Annotated in this window: 22 protein-coding genes; 3 read left to right on the top strand and 19 right to left on the bottom strand. The window is 66.0% G+C overall.

All coding sequences use genetic code 11. The features are described from left to right. Window positions 1-252 precede the first annotated feature (252 nt). Entirely contained in the window at window positions 253-1,506 is a 1,254-nt protein-coding gene (gene murA, locus A5759_RS04780; protein WP_064397820.1) for a UDP-N-acetylglucosamine 1-carboxyvinyltransferase, read from the bottom strand. Window positions 1,507-1,576: 70 nt separating this feature from the next. Here murA and A5759_RS04775 point away from each other — a divergent pair, with 70 nt between their 5' ends. Further along, window positions 1,577-2,155, top strand: coding sequence for a cob(I)yrinic acid a,c-diamide adenosyltransferase (locus A5759_RS04775; protein WP_068194507.1), 579 nt, complete (start codon window positions 1,577-1,579; stop codon window positions 2,153-2,155). Here A5759_RS04775 and A5759_RS04770 read toward each other — a convergent pair. From A5759_RS04770 to fadD1, 16 genes are all read right to left on the bottom strand, one after another. After that, window positions 2,152-2,598, bottom strand: coding sequence for a DUF2550 domain-containing protein (locus A5759_RS04770; RefSeq protein WP_068194503.1), 447 nt, complete (start codon window positions 2,596-2,598; stop codon window positions 2,152-2,154). The genes A5759_RS04775 and A5759_RS04770 overlap by 4 nt on opposite strands. Window positions 2,599-2,637: 39 nt before the next feature. Further along, on the bottom strand, window positions 2,638-3,003 hold the full coding sequence (locus tag A5759_RS04765; RefSeq protein WP_064397815.1) for a F0F1 ATP synthase subunit epsilon: 366 nt from the start codon (window positions 3,001-3,003) through the stop codon (window positions 2,638-2,640). Window positions 3,004-3,005: 2 nt separating this feature from the next. Further along, on the bottom strand, window positions 3,006-4,532 hold the full coding sequence (gene atpD / locus A5759_RS04760) for a F0F1 ATP synthase subunit beta (protein WP_068194501.1): 1,527 nt from the start codon (window positions 4,530-4,532) through the stop codon (window positions 3,006-3,008). A 21-nt stretch (window positions 4,533-4,553) separates the two neighbouring features. Then, window positions 4,554-5,480 carry a F0F1 ATP synthase subunit gamma gene (locus A5759_RS04755; protein WP_064397811.1) on the bottom strand — a complete coding sequence of 309 codons (927 nt, stop codon included), beginning with the start codon at window positions 5,478-5,480 and terminating at the stop codon, window positions 4,554-4,556. Between the two features lie 13 nt (window positions 5,481-5,493). After that, entirely contained in the window at window positions 5,494-7,140 is a 1,647-nt protein-coding gene (gene atpA / locus A5759_RS04750) for a F0F1 ATP synthase subunit alpha (protein ID WP_064397810.1), read from the bottom strand. Between the two features lie 79 nt (window positions 7,141-7,219). Further along, window positions 7,220-8,551, bottom strand: a complete 1,332-nt coding sequence (locus A5759_RS04745; RefSeq protein WP_068194498.1) for a F0F1 ATP synthase subunit B/delta — start codon at window positions 8,549-8,551, stop codon at window positions 7,220-7,222. Window positions 8,552-8,554: 3 nt separating this feature from the next. Continuing rightward, a complete protein-coding gene (locus A5759_RS04740) occupies window positions 8,555-9,073 on the bottom strand; it encodes a F0F1 ATP synthase subunit B (RefSeq protein WP_064418751.1) in 519 nt (172 codons plus the stop codon). An 8-nt stretch (window positions 9,074-9,081) separates the two neighbouring features. Beyond that, complete coding sequence (locus A5759_RS04735; RefSeq protein WP_064347125.1) at window positions 9,082-9,330, bottom strand: F0F1 ATP synthase subunit C; 249 nt, start codon at window positions 9,328-9,330, stop codon at window positions 9,082-9,084. Between the two features lie 65 nt (window positions 9,331-9,395). Then, window positions 9,396-10,151, bottom strand: coding sequence for a F0F1 ATP synthase subunit A (atpB, locus tag A5759_RS04730; RefSeq protein ID WP_064397804.1), 756 nt, complete (start codon window positions 10,149-10,151; stop codon window positions 9,396-9,398). Beyond that, the gene (locus A5759_RS04725) at window positions 10,151-10,603 is read right to left on the bottom strand and encodes an ATP synthase subunit I (protein WP_064397803.1); all 453 of its coding nucleotides are present in this window, start codon (window positions 10,601-10,603) and stop codon (window positions 10,151-10,153) included. The genes atpB and A5759_RS04725 overlap by 1 nt, the downstream gene beginning before the upstream one ends. Window positions 10,604-10,839: 236 nt before the next feature. Next, window positions 10,840-12,057 carry a glycosyltransferase family 4 protein gene (locus A5759_RS04720; protein ID WP_197505951.1) on the bottom strand — a complete coding sequence of 406 codons (1,218 nt, stop codon included), beginning with the start codon at window positions 12,055-12,057 and terminating at the stop codon, window positions 10,840-10,842. A 2-nt stretch (window positions 12,058-12,059) separates the two neighbouring features. Then, entirely contained in the window at window positions 12,060-12,713 is a 654-nt protein-coding gene (locus A5759_RS04715) for an L-threonylcarbamoyladenylate synthase (protein ID WP_068194495.1), read from the bottom strand. A 22-nt stretch (window positions 12,714-12,735) separates the two neighbouring features. After that, the gene (gene prmC, locus A5759_RS04710; protein ID WP_068194492.1) at window positions 12,736-13,599 is read right to left on the bottom strand and encodes a peptide chain release factor N(5)-glutamine methyltransferase; all 864 of its coding nucleotides are present in this window, start codon (window positions 13,597-13,599) and stop codon (window positions 12,736-12,738) included. Beyond that, the gene (prfA, locus tag A5759_RS04705) at window positions 13,596-14,687 is read right to left on the bottom strand and encodes a peptide chain release factor 1 (protein WP_068194489.1); all 1,092 of its coding nucleotides are present in this window, start codon (window positions 14,685-14,687) and stop codon (window positions 13,596-13,598) included. Before prfA ends, prmC begins: the two co-directional genes overlap by 4 nt. 87 nt (window positions 14,688-14,774) lie before the next feature. After that, complete coding sequence (gene rpmE, locus A5759_RS04700) at window positions 14,775-15,053, bottom strand: 50S ribosomal protein L31 (RefSeq protein WP_066842455.1); 279 nt, start codon at window positions 15,051-15,053, stop codon at window positions 14,775-14,777. Window positions 15,054-15,269: 216 nt separating this feature from the next. Next, the gene (gene fadD1 / locus A5759_RS04695) at window positions 15,270-16,838 is read right to left on the bottom strand and encodes a fatty-acid--CoA ligase FadD1 (protein WP_068194488.1); all 1,569 of its coding nucleotides are present in this window, start codon (window positions 16,836-16,838) and stop codon (window positions 15,270-15,272) included. Between the two features lie 101 nt (window positions 16,839-16,939). Between fadD1 and A5759_RS04690 the strand changes: the two genes are divergently transcribed. Beyond that, window positions 16,940-17,551, top strand: coding sequence for a TetR/AcrR family transcriptional regulator (locus tag A5759_RS04690; protein WP_068194484.1), 612 nt, complete (start codon window positions 16,940-16,942; stop codon window positions 17,549-17,551). Here A5759_RS04690 and A5759_RS04685 read toward each other — a convergent pair. Next, window positions 17,548-18,138: a maleylpyruvate isomerase family mycothiol-dependent enzyme gene (locus tag A5759_RS04685; RefSeq protein WP_082961977.1), complete on the bottom strand. Its 591-nt coding sequence runs from the start codon at window positions 18,136-18,138 to the stop codon at window positions 17,548-17,550. The genes A5759_RS04690 and A5759_RS04685 overlap by 4 nt on opposite strands. A 68-nt stretch (window positions 18,139-18,206) precedes the next feature. Here A5759_RS04685 and A5759_RS04680 point away from each other — a divergent pair, with 68 nt between their 5' ends. Continuing rightward, window positions 18,207-18,656 (top strand): MarR family winged helix-turn-helix transcriptional regulator, encoded by a 450-nt coding sequence (locus A5759_RS04680; RefSeq protein ID WP_068194481.1) that lies wholly within the window; start codon window positions 18,207-18,209, stop codon window positions 18,654-18,656. Window positions 18,657-18,716: 60 nt separating this feature from the next. Here A5759_RS04680 and rho read toward each other — a convergent pair whose 3' ends face one another. Next, complete coding sequence (gene rho / locus A5759_RS04675; RefSeq protein ID WP_068194478.1) at window positions 18,717-20,651, bottom strand: transcription termination factor Rho; 1,935 nt, start codon at window positions 20,649-20,651, stop codon at window positions 18,717-18,719. Window positions 20,652-20,700: the final 49 nt, after the last annotated feature.

Raw genomic sequence — 20,700 nt, 5'->3', positions numbered from 1 at the left:
AAAACAGGGCATGGCAAAAAACAACAACAAACAAAAACCACCAAACACACTATTGAGTTCTCAAACAACACACCCGCTTTTGGGGCAACCCTGCCAGTCTATACCGATCTGGACAGAGACGTCAAACCCCGTCCGCCAGTCCGATTGGCCTGGGGCCGTGGGCTTCTCACAAGAGGATACGCCAGTTCCGGACAAACCCCAAAGCGGGTTCCGGGGACAGGGGCAAAGTGCGCGGCAGCCCGGCGGCGCCGGTCAGGCTACGCGCTCGATTTCCGCGCCCAAGCTCTGCAGATTCTCGACAAACAGCGGATAACCGCGGTCGATGTGGAAGACGTCGTGGACCTCGGTATCGCCGTCGGCGACCAGCCCGGCCAGGACGAGGCCGGCACCGGCCCGGATATCGGACGACCAGACCGGCGCACTGGAGAGCTGCGGGATACCCCTGACCACCGCGTGATGGCCGTCGGTCCTGGCATCGGCTCCCAGACGCACCATCTCCTCGACGAATCGGAAGCGGGCTTCGAAGACGTTCTCGGTGATCATCGACGTGCCGTCGGCGATCGACGCCAGGGCGATGGCCATCGGCTGCAGGTCCGTCGGGAAGCCGGGGAACGGAAGCGTCGCGACGTTCACCGCCTTCGGACGCTCGTACTGGACCACCCGGAATCCGTCGTCGGACTGCGTCACGGTGGCGCCGGCGTCGTGCAGCTTGTGCAGGACCAGCTGCAGGTGCTGGGGGTCCACGCCGGTCACGGAGATGTCGCCGTGCGTCATCGCGGCGGCGATCCCCCACGTCGCCGCCACGATCCGGTCACCGATCACCCGGTGCTCGGTCGGATGCAGCCGATCAACGCCGGTGATCGTCATGGTCGGGGTGCCCGCGCCGGAAATCTGGGCGCCCATCTGGTTGAGCATCGCGCAGAGGTCGACGACGTCGGGTTCGCGCGCGGCGTTGTGAATGGTCGTGACACCCTCGGCGACGACGGCCGCCATCAAGATGTTCTCGGTGGCACCGACGGAGGGAAACTCCAGCTGGATTTCGGCGCCGCGGAGGTGGTCGGCCTCGGCCACCACGCAACCGTGCTCGATGTTGCACCGCGCACCCAGCTGGCGCAGGCCTGCCTGGTGCATGTCCAACGGTCGTGAGCCGATCGCATCACCTCCCGGCAGCGCGACCTTGGCACGCTTGCACCGGCCGACGAGCGGCCCCAATACGCACACAGAAGCGCGGAATTGACGAACGGCGGCAAAGTCGGCGTCGTACTTGGGTTCGTCGGGCGAGGTGATTCGGACGACGTCGCCGTTCAGCTCGACGGTGGCCCCGAGACCCCGTAGCACCTCGGCCATCAGCGGTACGTCGAGGATGTCCGGACAATTCGTGATCGTGCTGGTGCCTTCAGCCAGCAGGGTCGCGGCCATCAGCTTCAAGACGCTGTTCTTTGCTCCCCCGACGGCAACTTCGCCAGATAACCGGTTTCCGCCGGTCACCACGAATCGCTCGCTCACGCGGGTAAGTCTAAACAGCGCCGCGGGCCATGTCAGTTTCCTCGGCTACGGGTTCCGGTACGGTTTGACCATGGCGGTCCATCTCACCCGGATATACACGCGTACGGGCGATGACGGCACGACGGGCCTGAGCGATTTCAGCAGGGTGTCAAAGAATGACGCCCGCCTCGTGGCGTATGCCGACTGCGACGAAGTCAACGCCGCCATCGGCGTTGCCATCGCCCTGGGAAATCCCAGCGAGCAAACGTCGAAGGTACTCAAGCAAATTCAGAACGACCTCTTCGATGCGGGCGCCGACCTTTCGACTCCGGTGGTCGAGAACCCCGAACACCCGCCGCTGCGAATCACCCAAAGCTATATCGACCGACTGGAAGCCTGGTGCGACGAGTTCAACGAGCCGCTTCCCGCGCTGAATTCGTTTGTGCTGCCCGGCGGTACTCCCCTATCGGCGTTATTGCACGTGGCTCGCACGGTTGCCCGCCGCGCTGAGCGATCGGCCTGGGCAGCGGTCGAGCAACACGGCGATTCGATCACCGTGCTACCCGCGAAATACCTGAACAGGCTGTCGGACCTGCTCTTCATCCTGTCCCGCGCTGCCAACCCACAGGGCGACGTGCTGTGGCAACCGGGCGGTCCGGCAACGGATTAGAAGCTTCGGCGCCGCGCGCGAGGCGACGGCCGGGACTCCAGCCACGACAGAAACGCCGTCAGCGCACCACGATCCAGCGCGATCTCGTAGCCGCGACGACGTTCAGGGCTGGTATCGCGCAGCTCCAGCACCACGATTTCGTCGGTCATGATGTCGTACTCGTCGCCGCGCGGACCGCGGCGCGACACGATCTCCAGGCCGCGGCGGCTCAGCCGACGGTCGGGCCACCAGCGCAGACTCGACAACCGGTAGAAGCCGGCTTCGCCACCGCGATAACGCATTACACCGTGACGCCAGCCCTGGCCACCGACAGCCGGCACGTCTCGCAGAATCCCTGCGGTACCGCCTACCTGCCGCAGCTTCCACAGCCGGTAGGACAGCGCGATCACGACGAAAAGCAGCACGCAGATCAGCGCGACCATGACGAACATGAGCGCGCTCATCTGTCTATCCCATCGCTCCGCTCGCCCAGGTGCCGACCGTTAGTCGATCTGGCCCAGGGCGCGAAGCCTGGCTCGACCTTTTGCCGCGACTGCGGGATCGTCGGATTCGGAGTCCTGCCGCGCACGGTCGCTATCGATCTCGGACTCGAGTTCGGCGGACTCCGCAAGGATGATCACGCCTTCACCGGTGACCGACATGAACCCGCCGTCGACGGCGATGCGCAGATCCTCCTCGCCCTCTCGCTCGACGCGCACCATGGCGTCGTCGACGAGCTGAGCAACCAACGGGATATGGCGGGGCAAGATGCCGATCTCACCCGCAGTGGTGCGGGTGAACACGAACGTCGCCTTGCCCGACCAGATTTCCCGCTCGACGGCGACAATGTCGACGTCCAGATCTGCCATCGCTATTCGTCCTTGTCGGAATCGTCGCCCTTGTCGGCGTCGCCGTTCGAGTCCTTCTGAGCGGGGGCGCCATCACCGCCGCCGGCATCCATCTTGGCGCCGAGGCTTTCTGCCTTCTTCTCCAGATCCTCGAGACCACCGATCAGGAAGAACGCCTGCTCCGGCAGATGGTCGAAGTCGCCCTTGGTCAACTTGTCGAACGCTTCGATGGTTTCCTTCAGCGGAACCGTCGAGCCGGGCTGCCCGGTGAACTGCTCGGCCGCCATCATGTTCTGCGACAGGAAGCGCTCGATCCGGCGGGCGCGCTGCACCAGCTGCTTGTCCTCTTCGGCCAACTCGTCGATACCGAGGATCGCGATGATGTCCTGAAGGTCCTTGTAGCGCTGCAGGATTCGGATGACCTCTTGGGCGACGCGGTAGTGCTCGTCGCCGACCACGCTCGGATCGAGGATCGTCGAGCTGGAAGCCAGCGGGTCCACCGCCGGGAAGATGCCCTTGGAGAACACCGAACGGCTCAACTCGGTGGTCGCGTCGAGGTGGGCGAACGTCGTCGCCGGGGCCGGGTCGGTGTAGTCGTCGGCGGGCACGTACACGGCCTGCATCGAGGTGATCGAGTGGCCTCGGGTCGAGGTGATGCGCTCCTGCAGCTCACCCATCTCGTCGGCCAGCGTCGGCTGATAGCCCACCGCCGAGGGCATGCGGCCCAGCAGCGTCGAAACCTCCGAACCCGCCTGGGTGAATCGGAAGATGTTGTCGATGAACAGCAGCACGTCCTGGCCCTGCTCGTCACGGAAGAACTCGGCCATCGTCAACGCGGACAACGCGACTCGCATACGAGTGCCCGGCGGCTCGTCCATCTGGCCGAACACCAGCGCGGTGTCCTTGAGCACGTCAGCGTCGGCGAGCTCGACCCACAGGTCGTTGCCCTCACGGGTGCGCTCACCCACGCCGGCGAACACCGAGGTACCGCCGAAGTTGCGGGCGATGCGGTTGATCATCTCCTGGATCAGAACGGTCTTGCCGACGCCGGCACCACCGAACAGGGCGATCTTGCCGCCGCGGACGTAGGGGGTCAGCAGGTCGACGACCTTCAAACCCGTCTCCAGCATCTCGGTCTTGGGTTCGAGCTGATCGAACGCCGGCGGCTTGCGGTGGATCGACCAGCGGTCGAAATCCTTGCCGTAGCCGGGCTCGTCAAGGCAGTCGCCCAACGCGTTGAACACGTGGCCCTTGACGCCGTCACCGACCGGCACCGAGATCGAGCTGCCGGTGTCGGTCACCTCGACACCACGCACCAGGCCGTCGGTCGGCTGCATCGAGATGCAGCGCACGAGGTTGTCGCCGAGGTGCTGGGCGACCTCGAGGGTCAGCGTCTTGGCCAGGTCCTTGTAACCGATCTCGGCGTGCAGCGCGTTGAACAGTTCCGGCACGGAACCGCGCGGGAACTCGACGTCGACGACCGGGCCGGTGACACGTACGACGCGACCCGCGGTGTCGGTGCTGGTCGCTTTTTCAGCAGTAGCAGTCATTGTCTTCTTCGCTTTCTGGGGCTACTTCTTGGCGGCGTCCGCAAGCGCGTTCGCGCCACCGACGATTTCGCTGATTTCCTGGGTGATCTGAGATTGCCGTTCGCGGTTGGCCATCAGGGTCAGGTCCTTGATGAGATCGTCGGCGTTGTCAGTCGCCGACTTCATGGCGCGCCGGCGAGAGGCCGACTCCGACGCCGCCGCCTCGAGCAGCGCGGCGAAGATGCGGGTCGAGATGTACCGGGGCAACAGGGCGCCGAAGAGGGTCTCGGCATCCGGTTCGAAGGAGAAGAGCGTCTGCAGCCCGGGGTCTTCTTCGCTGTACTCCACCACCATCGGTGCGATCCGGCGTGCGATCGCCGACTGCGACAGCATCGACCTGAATTCGGTGAAGACGATGTGCAGTTCGTCGACTCCGAGGACGTTGTCGGCACCGGGGTCGTCGCCTTCGTCGTCCATGCCCGCCGTGAACGCGTCCACCAGCGTGCTCGCGATCTCCTGGGCGTTCTCGTAGTCGGGCCGCTCGGAGAACCCGGTCCACGACTCCTGGATGTCCCAGTTGCGAAAGCTGTAGTACCCGAGAGCTTTACGGCCCACCACGTACAGGATCGGTTCCTTGCCCTCCGAACGAAGAAGGGCAAACAGCTCCTCGGACCTCCGGAAGATGTTCGCGTTGTACGCACCGGCCAGACCTCGGTCCGACGACACCACCAACACGGCGGCCCGCCGGGGATTCTCACGCGGGACCAGCAGTGGGTGATCCAGTGCGCTCGCGCTCGCGAGTTCGGTGAGCATGTTCGTGATCTCGCGGTCGTAGGGCCGAGCCGCCTCGACTCGGGCCTGCGCCTTGGCGATTCGCGACGTCGCGATCAGCTCCTGGGCTTTGGTGATCTTTTTGATCGAGCCCGCGGAGCGGATGCGGCCGCGCAATTCGCGCAGTGTGGCAGCCATCTGTGTTCAGGCCTTACTTCTTCTTCGGTGCGGGCTTGCGGACCTTCACCGATTCCTTTTCGACGTCTTCCTCGTCCATTGCCTCGACATGCTCGTCGGGCACGACCGAGCTGCCGTCGGTGGTGGCGAAGCCCTTCTTGAAGTCGTTGACGACTTTTTCGAGCTTCTCCTCCAGCTCCTCGGAGAGCTTCTTGCTCTCCCGGATCTCCTTGAGGATGCCCTCCTGCGACCCCTTCACGTGGTCGAGGAATTCGCGCTCGAACTTCTGAACGTCTTCGACGGGAACCGAATCCAGGTGACCCCTGGTGCCGAGGAAGATCGCGACGACCTGTTCCTCGACGGGCATCGGGCTGCTCTGCGGTTGCTTGAGCAACTCGACGAGCCGGGCGCCGCGGTCGAGCTGCGCCTTCGAGGTCTCGTCCAGATCGGAGGCGAACGCAGCGAACGACTCGAGTTCGCGGTACTGCGACAGGTCCAGACGCAGCGACCCGGCCACCTCCTTCATCGCCTTGATCTGCGCGGCGCCACCGACACGCGACACCGAGACACCGACGTTGATGGCCGGCCGCACACCCTGGTTGAACAGGTCGGTCTCCAGGAAGCACTGACCGTCGGTGATCGAGATGACGTTGGTCGGGATGTACGCCGAGATGTCGTTGGCCTTGGTCTCGATGATCGGCAGACCGGTCAACGAACCGCCGCCGAGCTCATCGGAAAGCTTCGCGCAGCGCTCCAGCAGCCGGGAGTGCAGGTAGAACACGTCGCCCGGGTACGCCTCGCGGCCCGGCGGCCGACGCAGCAGCAGCGAGATCGCGCGGTACGCCTCGGCCTGTTTGGTCAGGTCGTCGAAGACGATGAGCACGTGCTTGCCGTCGTACATCCAATGCTGAGCGATCGACGATCCCGTGTACGGCGCAAGCCATTTGAAGCCGGCCGAGTCCGACGCCGGCGCGGCGACGATCGTCGTGTACTCCATGGCGCCGCCCTCTTCGAGGGTCTGGCGCACGCTGGCGATCGTGGTGCCCTTCTGCCCGATCGCGACGTACACGCAGCGGACCTGCTGATCGGGATCGCCGGACTCCCAGTTCTGCCGCTGGTTGAGGATGGTGTCCACACACACCGCGGTCTTACCGGTCTTGCGGTCGCCGATGATCAGCTGACGCTGGCCGCGACCGATCGGGGTCTGCGAGTCGATGGCCTTGATGCCCGTCTGCAGCGGCTCGCTCACGCCCTGGCGCTGCACCACCGACGGCGCCTGGAGCTCGAGCGCGCGACGTTCGGTCGTCTCGATCTCGCCGCGGCCGTCGATCGGTTGGCCCAGCGGGTTGACCACGCGACCGAGGAAGGCGTCGCCCACCGGCACCGAGAGGACCTCGCCGGTGCGCTTCACCTGCTGGCCTTCTTCGATCTTCTCGAAGTCACCGAGGATGACGGCACCGATGCTGTGCTCGTCGAGGTTCAGCGCCACGCCCAGCACGCCGCCGGGGAACTCGAGCAGCTCCTGGGTCATCACCGACGGGAGACCCTCGACGTGAGCGATACCGTCGCCGGCGTCGATGACGGTGCCGATCTCTTCGCGCTCGGTGTCCGCCTCGAAGCCGGAGACATACTCCTCGATCGCGCCCTGGATCTCATCCGCCGAGATCGTCAACTCTGCCATGGTCTTCTCCTCTTCGCGCGAGCGCTCATCGGCGGCTTTCTCGCTTTCCTACTTCGTGTGTGGGTCTTGGTGTGGTGGGTCAGTCGGGTAACCGGGTCTCGGCCGCTGCCAGCTTCGAGGCCAGCGACCCGTCGATCACCTCGTCGCCGACGGCGATCGTCAAGCCGCCGAGCAGTTCGGGGTTGACGTCGAGCTGAATCGACACCGGACGGTCGTAGATACGGGTGAGCAGTTCGGTGAGCCGCTCGCTCTGGGTGTCGCTGAGCTCAGCGGCCGCGCGAACCTGCGCGACGACCTCGCCGCGCCGCGACACAGCCAGGTTCGCGAGTTCGCGGACGGCCTCGTCGGCGCGCTCCCCGTGCAGCAGATCGAGCGTCTGACGCAGCAGGTCGGCGGTGTTCTTGCTCGCCCGTCGCCCAAGCACGTTGTTCAGCAACCCGATTCGTCCCTCGAGCGGGGCGGTGTATTCACCCAGCAACGAGATCAGGCGCGGCTCAGAATCGAGGATGCGGCTGAACCGGAACAGCTGATCTTCGACGTCCTCGATCTGACCCTCCCCCTCGGCCCGCACCAGAAGTGCCAACCGGGCGAGGTGCTGGATGCTGTGAATCAGATCGGACGTGGCCGACCAGCGCTGCGACACAGCGGTTTTGATCAGGTCGAGCGCGGAGTCCGAGACCTGGCCCGAGAGCAACCGCTCGACGAGCTGAACCTTGGGCTCATCAGCGCTGGAGGGATCGGCCAAATGCCGGGAGAGCACGGGCTCGCGGCGCAACAGTTTCGAGGTGGACGCCAGATCGTCGGCCAGCCGCGTCAGCGCTTCCCCGTCCAGCCCGTCGGCCACCCCATCGAACCGCTCGACCAGCTGAGCCAGGGAGTCGCGGCTGGCGGCACGAAGCTTCGCCGTGACGACGTCGGTGAACGTCGTCGTCGACGGGGCCATCTCGTCGAGCTCGGCGAGGAAGCGGTCGACAGTCGCGGATTGTTCGGCGCTATCGGAGACGAAGTCGCGCACGATGTCGCCTGCCCGCTGCACCGATTCGGCACCGAGGCTCTGCCGGAGCTCGCGAACGAGCTGCTGGCGAAGGAGCTGAACCTGTTGCGCCCCTAGCGTCTTGATGCGCTCGAGCTCGACGTCGGCCTGTGCGCGCAGCTGCTCGGCGATGATCTCGGCGTCCCTGCGGGCCTCTTCGATCACATTGGCAGCCTCGGCCTTGGCCTGTTCCAGAGCCTTCGCGTGCTCGGTATCGGCGTCGGCCACCTTCTTCTCGGCCTCGGCGTGTTGGGTGAGTTGATCGCGGATCGTCTCCTGCTGGGTCCTCATCATGTTGCGCACCGGGGGCACGACAAACTTCACGATCAGGAACACAATGAGGACGAAGCCGATGAGCTGGCCGATAAAGGTCGACATGCGTCAGCGCTCCCGTCCTGTCGCGACCGGCACCGTGCGCGTCGCCACGTCGACGCCGAGCACCCGACTTGCGAGGTTGGCGGCCAACGTCTCCACCGACGACTGGAGATCGGTCGTCAGTGCCCGCGACTGCTGCGTGAGCTGTTCGTTCGCCTGCTGCAGAAGTGTCGAGACTTCCGCGTTGGCGCGGGCCCGCGCGTCGTCGACGATCTTGCGACCCTCTGCACGGGCCTCTTCACGGACCGACGTCGCCTCGCGGCGGGCATCCGCCATCACGTTGCGATAGTCGGCATCCGCGGCAGCCCTCAACTGGGCTGCCCGTTTGTTGTCCTCGGCCGTCTTGAACACCATCGCCTCGCGCTCGTGCAGGACCCGAGAAATCGGGGGCACGACCCACTTGGCGATCACTCCGAGCACGATCAAAAAGATCAGCAGCACGAAGATGAAGGTGCCGTTGGGGATGAGGAAGTTGCTCTGACCGCCTCCCTCAGCCGCCAACAGAACGACGTTCGAGTCAGCCATGGCCGGCTTTAACCTCCGACCGGCGTGGCGAACACGAACAGAGCCATGAACGCCAGGTTGATGAAGTACATGGCCTCCACCAGACCCACCGTGATGAAGAACGGCACGAACAGCCGACCCTGAGCTTCGGGCTGGCGGGCTACGCCGTTGACCAGAGCGCTACCGACGACACCGTCGCCGATCGCGGCACCGATGGCGCCGCCGCCCAGAAGAAGTCCACCGCCGATGAGCGCTCCGGCAGCGATAGTGGGATCCATTCCTTATCCTCCTTGATTTCTGGTAGCAGTCCTACCAGGTGGTTTTGTCGAGCATTTACGCGTGGTCAGTGATGTTCATCCTCAAGCTCCATCGACTGACCGAAGTACAAGATCGTCAGCAGCGCGAAGATGAACGCCTGGATGGCGCCGATGAACAATTCGAACGACTTCCACAGGGCATTCGGTGCCCACAGGATGTATGCCGGAAACAAGGCGATGATCGTGACCATGATGCCGCCGGCGAAGACGTTGCCGAAAAGTCGGAGTGACAACGAGACTGGCTTGGCGAGCTCTTCGACGAGGTTGATCGGGGCGAGGAACGACACGTGCCCCTTGAGCAGTCGCACGGGGTGGCCGAGCGGACCGCGGCGCCAGAACCCGGCGGCGTGGTAGCAGATGAATACGAACAAGCCGAGCGCCAACACGAAGTTGATGTCGGCGGCCGCGGGTTTGAGCAGTTCGTGAATACCGGTCTCGTCGCTGTACTGCCACGGGAAGACCGACAGCCAGTTCGCGATCAGGATGTAGACGAACAGCGTCACCGCGAGAGGCAGCACGAACGGCGCGATCTTCATACCGATCGCGGACTCGACCTGGTTGCGCACCTGGACGGTGATGGCTTCCCAGAAGAGCTGCACTCCGCTGGGCACACCGCTCGACGTCACCTTCGCGCGCAAGTAGAACGCCAGCGCCAGCACGATCACAGCGGCGATCGACGCGGAGAGCAACGTATCGGTGTTGACAGTCAGCCCAAACCAATTGGCCTCGGTATGCGTGCCGACGTGAATTCCGGAGTCGGCGGCGAGGATGGTTTCGGTCATTACTGGATGGCCTCCCCTTGGGGTCCAACGGTGTCAGTCGGGCTACCTGCGCGCAGTTTCCGCGCGACGGGCACGGCGGTCGTGAACACGAGCAACATCTGGAACAACGCCATTCCGAAGACCACACCCAGTCCCTCGGGCCGGAACGCAAACGCGATCACCAGGCCGATCACCGTCAGGACCATCAAGCGGACGGCGGAGTTCACGGCCATTTTGCTCTTCAGCGGGTGAGCATGGGCGGTGATCCGCAGGGCCGATCGTCGTACCAGAATTGCGTTGAACAAGCCGAGGCCCAAGCCGATGCCGAAGAAGATTCCGACCATCGGGTGGCCGAGCAGGGCGGTCGCCACCGTGGCGAGCACGGTCAGCGCAAAGCAGATCACCGAGAGCCGTAATGGGCGGAACGCAACGGATGGCAACACCAATGGCGCATCCTGCGCTGGCGTCGTCACAACTTCACCTCAATCCGCGGTTCACGGTGGCTGCCCCGATGATTTGCGTGCATGCGCCCTGAGCGTATCGGAGGGCGTTTGGCTCGCTGGAATCACCCACGGGGCAGCTCCCTTTGTCGGTCGTGGTTCCGTTCCGATCGGTGGTGTACCGATGGCCCGGGGGCCGGCAACCCGTGAGGTTTTTTCGGGTTCTGAAGGCACCCTAACACATGGTGGGAGGCATAAAAGGGGGTCTACTACTTTTCGTCGTACATCGGCTGGAATTGGCCGTTCCGTCGACGGAGAAGAGGGATCAGGGTCACGACGACGGCGACGAGAATCGCGGCCAGCATGACGGCTCCGCTGTAGCGCGGATCGATGAAGATCGTGCTGGCCGCACCGAAGCAGACGATGGCCACCCACAGGTAGATCACCAGGACGACTCGCCGGTGCGAATGACCGATCTGGAGCAACCGGTGATGCAGGTGCATCTTGTCCGGTGTCGTGAAATGCACGCCCGCGCGGGTACGCCGGATGATCGCCAGCAGGGTGTCGAGCGCGGGCACGAACATCACCGCGACCACGAGCAGGAACGGCGACAGCAGCGCGAAGACGTCGCGCACCCCGTACGCCGTCTGAGAGATGGGGCCCGCGGCGGTGGTGGCCGCCGCCGCCAGCATCAGGCCGATCAGCATCGACCCGGAGTCGCCCATGAAGATCCTGGCGGGGTGGAAGTTGTGCGGCAGGAACCCGAGGCACACCCCGGCCAGCACTACCGAGATCACCGCGGGCGGATAGAACAGGACATCGCCGCCGTGGTCGCGCAACAGCCCGACCGAGAAGATGCAGATCGCCGATGCGGTGATCAGCCCGAGGCCGGCCGCGAGCCCGTCGAGCCCGTCGATGAAGTTCATCGCGTTGACGATCGACACCGTCAGGGCCAGCGTCAGCAGGATCGACGACACCTGATCCAAGACGATGGTGCCGACGCCGCCGATCGGAATGTAGAGCACGCTCCACGCCACCCCCATGGTGACGAGCACACTCGCCGCGGTGATCTGACCGGCGAACTTCGTCAGCGAGTCCAGGCCCCAGCGGTCGTCGATCAGGCCGACGACCATGATCAGCCCGCCGGCGACGACCACCGCCGGCATGCCCGTCGAGTAGACGAATCCCCGCGTGAGCGCAGGCAGTTGGGAGGCCAGCAGGACGGCGAACGCGACGCCGATGTACATGGCGAGCCCCCCCATCCGCGGGATGGGTTGCGCGTGCACGTCTCGGTCGCGCGGGATCGCGACGGCACCGAAGCGACGCGCCATGACCCTGACCCACCCGGTCGCGAAGTAGGTGATGATCGCGGCCGTCAGACCGACCAGCGCGAGCTCCCGGATCGGTACGCCCGCACCGCGATCGTTGAGTGCCAGCAGCGTGTCGGTGGCGTAGACCACCGGTGAACCGTACTGCACGAAAGCCAATCTCAGTCCGTCAAAGTCGTCGGCTCGACACCGAGCACGGTCGCGATCGCATCCGCGCCAACCGGGCCTTCGCGTAACACGCGGGGGTGTGCGCCGGTGAGGTCGACGATCGTCGACGCGGCCCGCCGCTCGGATGGCCCTGCTTCGAGGTACACCTCGACTTGCTCGCCGAGTTGCTCGCGCGCCGCTTCTGCGGTGACGGCCGGGGGTTGTCCGGAGACGTTGGCACTCGAGACCGCCATCGGCCCGACTGCGCGCAGCAGTTCGATGGCCACCGGATGCAACGGCATGCGCAGCATCACGGTTCCGTGTGCATCGCCGAGGTCCCAATGCAGCGACGGCGCCTGGCGTACCACCAAGCTCAGCGCACCCGGCCAGAAGGCGCGGATGAGTTCGCGTGCGCTGTTCGGCACGTTGTAGACCAGGCCCTCGATCGTGTGCCACGAACCGACCAGGACGGGCACCGGCATGTCGCGGCCGCGCCCCTTGGCGGCGAGCAGGGCGGCGACGGCTTCACCGTCGAATGCGTCGGCGCCGACGCCGTAGACGGTGTCCGTGGGTAACACGACCAGACGGCCGCCTTTGAGCGCGCTGATCGCCGACGCGATACCGGTCTCACGCTGGTCGGCGTCGGAGCAGTCGAACAACTGACTCATCCCGCGACATCTCCTTCGGGCGTCATTCGGTCCTCCGCGCGGTCACGAACCGTGTCCGCCCGCTGAGATCGGGCCGGGCGGTGATGTCGTCGAAGCGCGTTGCGTGGCTGAAACGCTCGACGGTGCGGTCCGACGTCGTGTCGTCGTGCTCGACGGCCACAAGCCCGCCGGTGCGCAGCCACCGGCCCGAGTGGCCGACGATCGCCTCGATCACTCGCATCCCGTCTGGTCCCCCGAACAATGCGTGGGCCGGATCATGTTCGGCCACTTCGGGTTCCAGCTGCGCACCGTCGGGAATGTAGGGCGGGTTCGCCACGACGAGGTCGACCGAGCCGTCGAGTTCGGGCAGCAGCGCGGGTTCGGTCACATCGGCGCAGACCACCTCGACGGCCGTTCCGGCGAGATTGCGTCGCGCGTATTGGAGCGCCGATTCCGAGTCGTCGACGGCGATGATGCGCGCGTCGGGCCGGTCATGCGCCAGCGCAAGCGCCAGCGCACCGCTGCCCGTGCACAGGTCGACGATCACCGGGGCATCGGGCAACCGTTGCGCCAGAGCCCATTCCAGCAAGGCTTCGGTCTCGGGGCGCGGGATGAACACACCAGGGCCGACGTGCACGTCGACCGGTCCGAACGCGGCGGTGCCGACCAGATGCTGCAGCGGGACGCGCCGGGCGCGCCGGGCGATGAGATCGTCGTATCGTTGCGCGAACTCAGGTCCGGCCTCGATGAACCGCAGACGGCCCCGGTCGGTGCCCAACACGTGCGCGGCCAGCAGTTCGGCGTCGACGCGCGGCGTGGCGACACCCGCTTCGGCCAGCACCGTCTCGGCGGCGTCGATGGTCTGGCTCAGCGTGGTGGATGCCGGCGCCGGGCTGGGCCGGATCATGTGGCCTGCAGTCTCGCTTGCTTGTCGGCGGCGGCCAACGCGTCGAACAGGTCGTCGAGGTCGCCGTCGAGGACCTGGTCGAGGTTGTGCGCTTTGAAGTTGATCCGGTGATCTGCGATCCGGTTCTCCGGGAAGTTGTAGGTCCGGATGCGCTCGCTGCGGTCCACGGTGCGGATCTGGCTGGCGCGGTCGGCCGAGGCGTCGGCCTGCGCCTGCTCCTCGGCCATCGCCTGCAACCGCGCGGCGAGCACCTGCATCGCACGGGCCTTGTTCTGCAGCTGCGACCGCTCGTTCTGACAGGTGACGACGATGCCGGTGGGCAGGTGGGTGATGCGCACCGCGGAGTCGGTGGTGTTGACGCCCTGGCCGCCCTTGCCCGACGACCGGTAGACATCGACGCGCAGATCGGACTCGTCGATCTGCACCTCCTCGATCTCTTCGGGTTCGGGGTAGACGAGCACTCCGGCCGCGGAAGTGTGCACGCGGCCCTGCGACTCGGTGACCGGGACGCGTTGCACCCGGTGCACGCCGCCTTCGAACTTCAGGCGCGACCACACGCCGTCGGCCGAGTCACCCTTGCTCCGGATGGACAGTGTGGCGTCCTTATAGCCGCCGAGATCGGAGAAGGTCTCGTCGAGCACCGTGACGGTCCAGCCGTGGCGCTCGGCGTAACGGATGTACATCCGGGCCAGGTCGGCGGCGAACAGCGCAGACTCCTCGCCGCCCTCCCCCGACTTGACCTCGAGGACGATGTCGTCGGCGTCGTGCGGGTCGCGGGGTGCGAGCAGATCGGTCAGCTGGGTGTCGAGCTGCTCGACGGTGCCCACCAGCTCGTCGACCTCGGCCGCGAACGACGGGTCGTCGGCGACCAGCTCCCGTGCCGCCTCTAGGTCGCCGCGGGCCGCCTCGAGCTTGCGGTACGTCGCGACGATCGGCGACACCTGCGCGAAGCGCTTACTTACTTTGCGGGCGCGGGCGGCGTCGGCGTGCAGGTCCGGATCGCTGAGTTGGCGTTCGAGGTCGGCATGCTCGGCCAGCAGCGTGTCGATCGCTCCTCCCGACTGAGTCGGGGACTGCGCGCGAGCCATGTCGACCTCCTCTCCGTGGCCCCTCGCGAACGCAAACCGGCGCCCGGCCTGGCCGCTGATGCGGCAGAACGGGCGCCGGAAAGGACGCTACTTGTCCGCTGAGCCTTTGTCGGCGTTGTCGGCCGCGGCTTCGGTTTTTCCCGTCGCTGCGCTCGCCCCGGTGCGCTTGCCGTAGCGCTTCTCGAAGCGCGCCACCCGGCCGCCGCTGTCGAGGATCTTCTGCTTGCCGGTGTAGAAGGGATGGCACTGCGAGCAGACCTCGACGTGAATCTGTCCGCTCTGCTTGGTGCTGCGCGTGGTGAACGTGTGGCCACAGCCGCAGTGCACCGTGGTCTCTACGTAATCAGGGTGAATACCCGTTTTCATGGTTTCCTCTTCGATCGTGGGCCCCGGGTCGCCCCTCCGTGCTGGAGGTGACGGGCGTGAACCGGAACCGAGGGTCGGCGGTCAATTATGCCAGCTAGGGCCGCCAAGTGCCTAAACGCGTGCGCACCGGGCCGTATTCCGCTTCCACGTTCGGCCGAACGTGGGTTACCGGCACGCGGCGGGGCCGGTTTGGCGTGCACATCCCCACATTCGCGCCTAGACAGGCTGGTACCTGCTGCCGTCGCGCCGCCACAGCGTCCTGCCGTCGGGTGTGACTCCTCGTGCCACGAGCTCACGCTTGAGAATCTTGTTGGTCGCGGTGCTGGGCAGGTCGTCGGCCACCCACACGTGGCGCGGCCAGGCCTTCGGCGACAGGTCCCGCTGGGCCGCCAGGAACTGCTCGAACGTCTCCGGATCGAGGTCGGCGTCGTCCTGCAGCACCAGGGCGGCCATCACCTGGTCGCCGACGAGTTCGTCGGGCACCGGATAGACCGCGACGCGGTTGATCGCCGGCAACCGCAGCAGGATCCGCTCGATCGGCGCGGTCGCGAGGTTCTCGCCGTCGACCCGCATCCAGTCGGCCGTGCGCCCGGCCAGGTAGATGTAGCCGTCGGCGTCGCGGTAGGCCAGATCACCCGACCAGTACATGCCGTGGCGCATCCGCTCGTCGGTGGCTTCCCGGTCGTTGTAGTAGCCGCGGAACAGGCCGCTGCCGTCGGTGTTGACGAGTTCGCCGATCGCCAGATCGGCGTTGGTCAAAGCGCCGTTCTCGTCGAACTCCGCCACCGGGCACTCGGTGACCGTGTCGCTGTTGTAGATCGCCACGCCTGGAAAGCCTTGTCCGATCGACCCTTTCGGGGTGTCGGGGGTGCGGGTGATGATCACGGCGTTCTCGGTGGAGCCGAAGCCGTCGTCGACGGTGACGTCGAAGCGTCGGCTGAACTGCTCGATGTCGCGGTCGGTGGCCTCGTTGCCGAATGCGACGCGCAGCGGGTTGTCGCGATCGTCGGGCTGCTCGGGTGTGGCCAGCACGTAGGCCAACGGTTTGCCCACGTAGTTCATGTAGGTCACGCCGTGGCGTCGGATATCGGCCAGGAACCGGGACGCGGAGAACTTGGCGGGCACCATCGCGGCCCCGGCGACGAGTGCGGGTGCCCATCCGCCCACCACGGCGTTCGAATGGAACATCGGCATCGACAGGTAGCAGACGTCGCGCTCGGTGAGTTCGAACTTCTCGGCCAAGGCGTTGCCCGCGAACAGCACCATCAGGTTGGCGACCTGGACCGCTTTGGGCTCGCCGCTGGTGCCGGACGTGAAGATCATCATGAATGTGTCCTCGACCGCGGCTTCCCGGTGCGCAACGAATGTCGTCGCGGTGGCCAGGAAATCGGACCAGGCGGTCGTGGAGGTGTCGAGCACCGTGACCCCCGGCAGGTCCAGACCGTCGAGCAGCGGACGGTGCTCGGCGTCGGTGATCAGGAACTGGCAGTGCACCTTGGCGACGTCGCGCGCCAGGGCCTCACCGCGGCGCGTGGTGTTGATACCGCATACGACATAGCCTCCGAGGCCGGCCGCAGCCAGCGCGATCAGCATGTCGGGGGTGTTGCCGAGCAGGACGCCGATGTGCAAGGGACGGTCCTGGTCGGCGGCCCCGATGAGCGCGGCGGCCTGCGTCTTGGCCTCGGCGACGTACTGGCGGTAGGTCCAGGATCGGTCGCCGTACCGAATGGCGACGGTGTCGCGGTCGGCACGCTCGTTGAGCAGCTGCTGGAGCGTGTCCGCCATGGCTCACCTTCCGACAGTGAACAGATTCGCGATTGTGTCTACCATGACACAATGCTCCGATCGGCCCACTTGAGGGCGAGGTTAGCGGAGGAGCCCACCCGGTGACGAGCGATGCCGCCACCAAGAGCGTCCACGATCGACTGATCGACGCGGCCGAGGTCTGCCTGCGCGCCAAGGGAATCCGCTCGACCACTGTGTCGGAGGTAGCCGAGGTGGCGGGCGTCTCCCGCGGTTGGCTGTATCGCCACTTTCCCGACAAGGTCTCGCTGCTGGGGGCGGCGATCGTGCGGCTCAACGAGGCCTATTGGTCCGAGGCGCACGAGATGCTCGAGCGCGTCGACGGCCTCGACCGGCAGCTCGCCGCCGGCGTCCTGCACGGGCGCACGGCCTATGACGACCCTGGCACGTTGTTGATGAAGCTGCGCATCGACGAGCCCGAGGAGTTCGCCGCGTGCGCGGGCGCCGGCGTCCAGGGCTTGGTGCCCGACCTGGCCGACTTCTGGTCTCGCTACCTGGTTAACGCGCGGGAGTCGGGCGAGATCCACCCCGACACGGATATCGCCGAGGCATCGGAATGGCTTGCCCGCGTGCTGATTTCGCTGGCAACGGTACCCGGTAAGACACTCGATCCCAGCGACGGCGACGCGGTGTTGCGGCACCTGCGCCGCTATGTCATGCCGGGACTGCGAGCCACCCCGCCGTGTGATCTCTAGGCGACGTCGATGGCGACGGCGGGCCGGCCGACGAGCGCCATGAGGATGTCACGGATCGGCGCCTCGACGCGTCGGCCCTCGCCGGCCTGGAAGTCGGCGTCCGTCGCGGCGAGTTGCACGCCTCGAAAGCGTCGCTGCGCCTGGAAGGGAAAGCCCATCGTCCACACCCTTTCGGCCGCAGCGGCCGCCGCGTCCACGGGCATAGGACGGTCGATCCCAAGAGGCACCGCGATGTCTTGGGTGTGCACCAACACATCCATCAGCGGGTCGAGTTCGGCGGTGCCCGGCGGGCGTTTACGCGATCCCCGCATAGCGCGCAGCGCCGCGGTGAGCTCTGCAGGAGATCGGTTGTCCTGCACCGCTACTCGATAGATCATCGCGTTGATCCGAAAGCCGGATCGCAGCAGTTCGAACAGCAGTCTCGGTTTACCTGATGCGGAGTGTGTGATGTGCGCGGCCACATGACGAACGGTCCATCCCTCGCACAGGGTCGGTGTCGACCATTGTTCGGGTTCGAGGCCGTCGAGCATGTCGGCAAGGCCCGCGCGCTGTTCGTCGATATGCCGCCAGACGGTGTCGGATTTCACGCACGCCTCCTCCAGTTAGTCAGGTATCCTGACGAATATAGTCAGGTTCCCGTACTAAGGTCAATGGGGTGAGCGACTGGGTCAGCACCGCGACGTTGATGTTCATCGGCCATCGCGCTGCCGAGGCACGCGTCATGGAGGCATTGGTCGCGGCAGGTGCCGACGACATCACGCTCGCGCAGTCCAGGCTCATGCAACGCCTCGACCTGCGGCAGGTGAATTCGAGCGGAATGCGGCTCACCGATCTCGCCGAGCAGGCACGCGTGACCAAGCAGACCGCCGGCGCACTGATCGATCAACTGGAGCGGTCCGGCTATGTGGTGCGCACGACGGACCCCACGGATGCGCGCGCTCGGCTCGTCACATTGAGCGACAAGGGCATGGCGGTGTGCCGGGCCGCGGGCGAGGAGATCGCCAACGTCGAGGACGAGTGGCGACGCTACCTCGGTGAGCGCCGGTTTCAGCAACTTCGCGACGCACTGACGGCGCTGCGCGAGATCACCGACCCCTACCGATGAGCGGTTTCGGTGCAACTCGTCGCGCTGAGCGCGACCGGCGGCACCGAAATCAGCACGCGGTCAGTCGGCGTCCATCGAGCCCGGAGCGGTCTTGGAGACCTGCACCAAGAACTCGTAGTTGTTCTTGGTCTTGCGCAGCTGGCTCATCAACAGGTCGATCGCCTGGTGCGGATCCAGCCCCGACAACACGCGCCGCAGCTTGTGCACGATCGCGAACTCGTCCGGCGACAGCAGCAGCTCATCCTTGCGGGTACCGGACGGATTGACGTCGACGGCCGGGAAGACGCGCCGCTCGGCGATCTTGCGGTCGAGCTTGAGCTCGGCGTTGCCGGTGCCCTTGAACTCCTCGAAGATGACCGTGTCACCGGTCGACCCGGTCTCCACCATCGCGGTGGCGACGATGGTCAGCGAGCCACCCTCTTCGATGTTTCGGGCCGCACCGAGGAACCGCTTGGGCGGATACAGCGCAGTGGAGTCGACACCACCGGACAGGATGCGACCCGAGGCCGGCGACGCATTGTTATACGCGCGGCCGAGGCGGGTGATCGAGTCGAGCAGCACGACGACGTCCTTACCCTGCTCGACGAGCCGCTTGGCCCGCTCGATCGCCAGTTCGGCGGCCTGGGTGTGATCGGACGGCGGCCGGTCGAACGTCGAGGCGATGACCTCGCCCTTGACCGAGCGCTGCATGTCGGTCACCTCTTCCGGACGCTCGTCGACGAGCACCACCATCAGGTGGCATTCCGGATTGTTGGTGGTGATCGCGTTGGCGATGTCCTGGAGGATCGTCGTCTTACCCGCCTTCGGCGGGGACACGATCAGCGCGCGCTGACCCTTGCCGATCGGCATGATCAGGTCGATGACGCGGGTGGTCAGCTTCTCAGTGTTGGTCTCCAGGCGCAGCCGCTGGTTCGGGTAGAGCGGCGTGAGCTTGTTGAACTCCGGCCGCTTCTTGGCCTCCTCGACCGGCTTGCCGTTGACGGTGTCCAAACGCACCAGCGGATTGAACTTCTGCCGCGGATTCTTGTCGCCGCCTTCTCCGTCTCGGGGCACGCGCACGGCGCCGGTCACGGCGTCACCGCGGCGCAGACCGTTCTTGCGCACCATGTTCATCGAGACGTAGACGTCGTTCGGGCCGGCCAGGTAACCGGAGGTGCGGACGAACGCGTAGTTGTCGAGAACGTCGAGGATGCCGGCAACGGGCTGAACGACGTCGTCCTCGCGCAGTTCGGTGTCGCGGTCACCGCCGCCGTCACCGCCACCGCGCTCACGACGCCTGCGGTCCCGGAACCGGCGACCGCGACGACCGCCCCGGCCTTCGCCGTCGTCGTCGTTGTTGCCGCCTCCGCCGCCGCGGTTCTGGCCACCCTGCTGGTCGCCCTGCTGCTGGTCGCCGTCGGACTTGCTGTCCGACTTGTTGGACTGGTCGCTTTTGTTCGACTGGTCGTTCTGGCGGTCACCCGTCTTGGCGTCGCCAGCGGCGTTGTCCGATTGGTTACCCGAAGCGTCGGGTGTGCCGGCTCCGCGCGACGCGCCACGACGCTCACGGCGCCGGGGCTGCTGCTCGGCGTCGGCGTTGGAATTACGGTCGTCGCCGCTCTCGGCGCCCTGCTCGGCGTTCGGAGCCTCCTTGGCGGGTTCGGCGGTCTTGGCTTCGCTGCTCGCGGGAGCCTCGCCACCGGCGGAAGCCTTTCCGCGGCCGTTCGAATCGCCGCGCCGCTCACGGATGGCGGCGACCAGTTCGCTCTTGCGCATACCGGACGCGCCCTCGACGCCGATTTCCTTGGCCAAGGCGCGCAGTTCGGGCAGCACCATGGTCGACAAGGCGCCCCCGCGGTTGCCCGAAGCGACCTCGGCGGTCGGTGCGGTTTCGGCGGTCGGCGTGGCGTTCGGCGCGTCCGCCGCCGCAGAAGTAGAAGAATCTGAACTCACGGCGTTTGGCAGCTCACCGTTTTCGCTGCTGCCCCCAGCCGTGATCAGGTCCGTTTCAGTCACGGATGTCCTTTCTTTCCCTCGCAGAACGAGTCGTGCGGGGATTCGGTGC

This window comes from Mycobacterium sp. 852014-52144_SCH5372336 (genome assembly GCF_001665615.1).
Lineage (GTDB): Bacteria > Actinomycetota > Actinomycetes > Mycobacteriales > Mycobacteriaceae > Mycobacterium > Mycobacterium neumannii_A.
The sequence above is the reverse complement of the archived record's forward strand: the minus strand, read 5'-3'. Positions and strand labels throughout refer to the sequence as shown.